Annotated in this window: 3 protein-coding genes and 1 pseudogene; all 4 read left to right on the top strand. The window is 57.9% G+C overall.

The annotated features are described in order from the left end of the window. Positions 1-273 (top strand): annotated as a pseudogene (locus tag ACXRVY_RS19015) (glycosyl hydrolase); the annotation flags it as partial. 166 nt (positions 274-439) lie between these two features. Further along, a complete protein-coding gene (locus ACXRVY_RS19010; RefSeq protein WP_414917500.1) occupies positions 440-1,423 on the top strand; it encodes a methyl-accepting chemotaxis protein in 984 nt (327 codons plus the stop codon). 465 nt (positions 1,424-1,888) lie between these two features. Next, positions 1,889-3,172, top strand: a complete 1,284-nt coding sequence (locus ACXRVY_RS19005; protein WP_457265877.1) for an acyl-CoA dehydrogenase family protein — start codon at positions 1,889-1,891, stop codon at positions 3,170-3,172. A 53-nt stretch (positions 3,173-3,225) separates the two neighbouring features. Next, positions 3,226-4,122, top strand: an 897-nt coding sequence (locus tag ACXRVY_RS19000; protein WP_458237983.1) for a DUF5938 domain-containing protein, incomplete at its 3' end; no start/stop codon positions are given.

The raw sequence follows: 4,122 nt of genomic DNA, 5'->3' as shown, positions 1-4,122 counted from the left end.
CGCGGCACACTGCTGCATGGCACCGCGGACGGACAGGTTTGGCAACGCGTGCCCCTGGAGAGCAAGAGTTCGATCACGGCCATCGCCGTGTCAGGAAAGCAGGTAGTCGTGGTCGGTCTGGATGGGCTGATGGTACGCAGCAGCGATGGGGGAGGGAGTTTCCAGGAGCAGAAGACGCCCGATGGCGTTTCGCTGACGGCTGCATTACTCAGCGGCAATGACTATCCCGTTCTGTTTTCTCGACGTGGTGTGGTGCCGGTACAAATCAAGTAAAGGCATCTCTCGAGACGTCGCTGGAAAGGCGAGTTGTTGACTCTGTTCTTTGACCCCATAGCTGATTTTGATTCCTCCCTTTGAGGGACCTCGTCGGATCCGACGTCCGGTCCCTTTTTTTTGAAATCAGCCAATCATGAATTCGACTGTTTTTTAAGGAGGACCCATGTTTTCCGGAAGAAAGCTCAAGCGTCTGGCTGAAGAGGTCAGCTCGCGAATATCGTCGCTGTTGAGTGGACAGCCAGCTCCCGATTTCCAAGGGGGGTTGATCAACAAATATCCATGGTTGGCTGACAGCTTCGATGGGCTAGAGCGGCGGCTCAACCATCAGGAGCATGACAGTGCTGGTCAGAGATCAGATGACTCTGAAAGTGCCCTTGTCAGTGATCTGAAAAATTGTCTGCAAGCCGCTCGGGATGAAATGCACGAGCTTCAATGTGAGATCAAGGAGAGCAACCTGAAGCTATCCGATCTGAATGAGCAGTTGGTTTCATGCAGGGAAAAGGAACAGGTCTGGGAAGTGACCAAGAATGCGCTCACAGAGGTTTGCTGGGAACTGTTTATTGTTGACGGAAATCCGGATCACCCTGAAAACCAGCTTCGCTGGTCGAAGCAGTTCCGCGAGCTCGTGGGCTATTCGGAACAGGATTTCAAGGATGACTGGGAGGGGTATTTTTCAATCGTCAATCCGGATGATCTGAAGCATGTCATGAAGGTGGTGACGGAATACCTCAATGCCGCAGACCCTTACTCAGGCTATACGGTCGAGTACCGAATGAGGCACAAATTCAAAGGAGAGATCTGGTACCGCGAAAGGGGCCAGGGCGTGATGGATCGCAGTGGCAGGCTCCGCCGCATCATCGGGGCCGTACGTGATATCTCGGACGAAAAGCTTGCCCAAACGATACGCGCGCGGGAGTTGGCTGGCATACAGACAACTTACGAACAGATTTCGCAGGTCGTGAACGTGATCAAGAGCATCACTGACCAGATCAACATGCTCGCCCTCAATGCAGCRATCGAAGCGGCACGAGCTGGTGATGCGGGGCGCGGATTTTCCGTAGTGGCAGATGAAGTGAAGAAGCTCGCGGGCAGAACTCGAGAAGCCACTCAGACGATTCAGGAAATGCTCTCTTCAAAGGCGCTTTAGCCATCGGAGAGGGCGTCCTTTCGGAGCACCCTGCATAGCGGATTTATCTGCGCGCAAGTGTCCGTTGCTCCCACAGCCTGCATATCAGGAACCCGCTGGATGAGCAGGGCACCTCGTATTTTTGGCCTGTTGTCAGGTGGTGCCTGCGCTGGGCCTTCCATCTACCGGTTGAACGACTGGCGAACCATAAGGGCTCGCTTTCAGGGAAAGTCTTGTGCGCGATTATTATTAACATAACAGTCGTTGCGTAAAATAAAACTCCTTGTTAAAGTCGACAAAACAACAAAAGGCCCCCAGGAGGTCGAACATGAAAAATTCCAAGGCTGGTTCCTGTCCGAACAACGGCTTGGCCGTTGCCAGAGGCTTTCTGGGCGAAACGCCAAAGGCCCCATCCACTATCGAACTCAACTGCCTGGGCGGTCGCCAGCCAATGACTTGCGGGCCGGTTCCGGCGAGGGTGCTCTGATGATTACGCTCAAATCCACCATGACGTTGCCGGCTGCCGGGTTGTCCGGTTTCGAATCCCCCCTGAGCGAAGAAGAAGCAGCGATCCAGGCCTCGGTACACCGTTTCTCAAAGGAGGTGCTGCGGCCGCTGGGTCGTGAACTGGACCGGATGAAAGCCGAGGAGGTCATCGCTCCTGGCTCGCCTTATTACTCACTCTTCAGTGAGTACGCCAAGCTGGGATTGGATCCCGCGCTGCTGGCGGAGCTGCCGCCGGAAATGGCGGTGCGGATCGAATCCCTGATTGGTGAAGAGCTTGGCTGGGGTGATGCAGGTCTGGCGGTTTCTCTCGGCTGTGCCGGTTTCCCGCTACAGATGGCGGCCGCTGCCGGCAATGCTGAACTGGTGGAGCTTTGTCAGGGCCGAATCGGTTGCTGGATGGCCACCCAGCCTGATCGAGGGAGCGACAATCAACTCTTCGATATAGCGCGCGATTGGCCTGCGGGGCAGCAGGCTAACATCGGCAACCTGACCGCAAAGGTCGTCGGCGACGAGATCATCATCAATGGACAGAGCTCGGCCTGGGTGTCCAATGGCGCAGTGGCGCAGGTCGCCTTTGGCCTGATGTGCGCCGACTACGGCGACGGCTTTTTCGATAGCAACGGACTGCCCCATGGCATCGCCGTGGTCATCCCGCTGGACCTCAAGGGGGTTTCCAAGGGCAAGCCGCTGGACAAGATCGGGCAGCGTTCCTTGCCTCAAGGTGAGATCTATTTTGACAGTGTGCGGGTACCTCGGCGCTTTGCCATCGCCGAGCGAGATGCCTACTACGGCGCCGTCAGCTCGTCCTGGTCCTATGCCGGTACTCACATGAGCCAAGTCTTCACTGGCGTCGCTCGGGCAGCCTTCGAGTATGCGCTGCAATACTGCCATGAGCGTCGCCAGGGCGGTCAGATGTTGATTGACCATCAGATGACGCGCCTGCGTCTGGGCGAAATGTTGCGCCGCGTAGAGATCGCCCGCGCCGTGGCTCGTCGTTCGCTGAGCTTTGCTCGTCTGTCGCCGCAAACCCACCCTTACGCCACTGCCTCCGCCAAGGTCACGGTGACTGAAGAGGCGTTGGCCGTTGTCGAGGAAGCCTTCCGCCTTTTCGGGGGTAACGGGACCACGCGCGAATACCCGATCGAAAAGCTGTTGCGAGACACACAGGCCGCTTTGATCGAGGACGGGGAAAACCGTGTCCTGACCATGCGCCTGGGGTTGCTGGCCCAGCAGCTCTATGCCGAAGGTTGGGCCCAGGGCTGAGCCGACCAAAACACCCAACAAAAATCATCCAATAAGAAAGCGAGGAACACGAGATGGCCAAATATCCTGTTGTTGTCTATGGCGCCAGTGGTTACACCGGCATGCTGACCATGGACTGGCTGATCGACCAGAACATTCCTTTCACAGCTGTGGCGCGCAACGCCGGTCGTGCCCAGGAAATGATGGCGCAACGCGTCGTCGGCCTGGAGTCGGCCAAATATGAAATCATCGAGTGCCCGCACGAGGTCGAAGCGCTTGTAAAGGTGTTCAAGGGCGCGCGCGTGGTCTGCAACACCGTCGGCCCGTTCGTCAATTTCGGCAAGGTGACGGTCGAGGCCGCGCTCAAGGCGGGCTGTCACTACCTGGACCCTGCCGGTGAGCAGGAGCACATTCGTGCACTGCGTGATGAGTTCGGCGAGTTGTTCCGCCAGGCCGGCCTGCTGCTGTCGCCGTCGCTCGCCTACATGTACACCTTCGCCGAGATCGCTGCCGAGCTGGCCCTGGAAACCCCCGGCGTGGACTCCCTGGAAACCGCGACCCTGACCCGTGGGCCGCGTGTCGGTGCCGCCGGTGTGACCGTAGGCTCCACCGCCACCATCTTCGAAGGCTTTCGCCATCAGGGCTCCTATCTGTGGGACAAGGCGCTGGTTCCGTATGCGCCCAACGCCAGCTTCAACATCGTTTGCCCTAATCTGATGGAGTCGGTGTTCTGCCTGCCCTGGGGCGGAACCTCGCTGCCAGTGTATTTCGAGCAGGATGCGCGTGTGCGCAGCTGCATGTCCTGCGTCGGCTTCTACGACAACCCTGTGATGAAGAGTGTCCACGCGCTGGGGCAGAAGTGGGAAGCCGAATACAAGCACCTGCCGAATGAACTGCAGGTTGAGGTGATCCAGTGTCTGGTGGATTCGACCACGCCGAGCATGCCGCCTCGTGAGCGCAGCACCCTGCAG

The organism is Pseudomonas sp. P5_A2_2 (assembly GCF_054177685.1).
This window is presented reverse-complemented; position numbering and strand designations above follow the sequence as displayed.

Excerpts from the sequence above, each read along its gene's own strand:
- ACXRVY_RS19005 (WP_457265877.1), top strand. The coding sequence starts at position 1,889 with ATGATTACGCTCAAATCCACCATGACGTTGCCGGCTGCCGGGTTGTCC.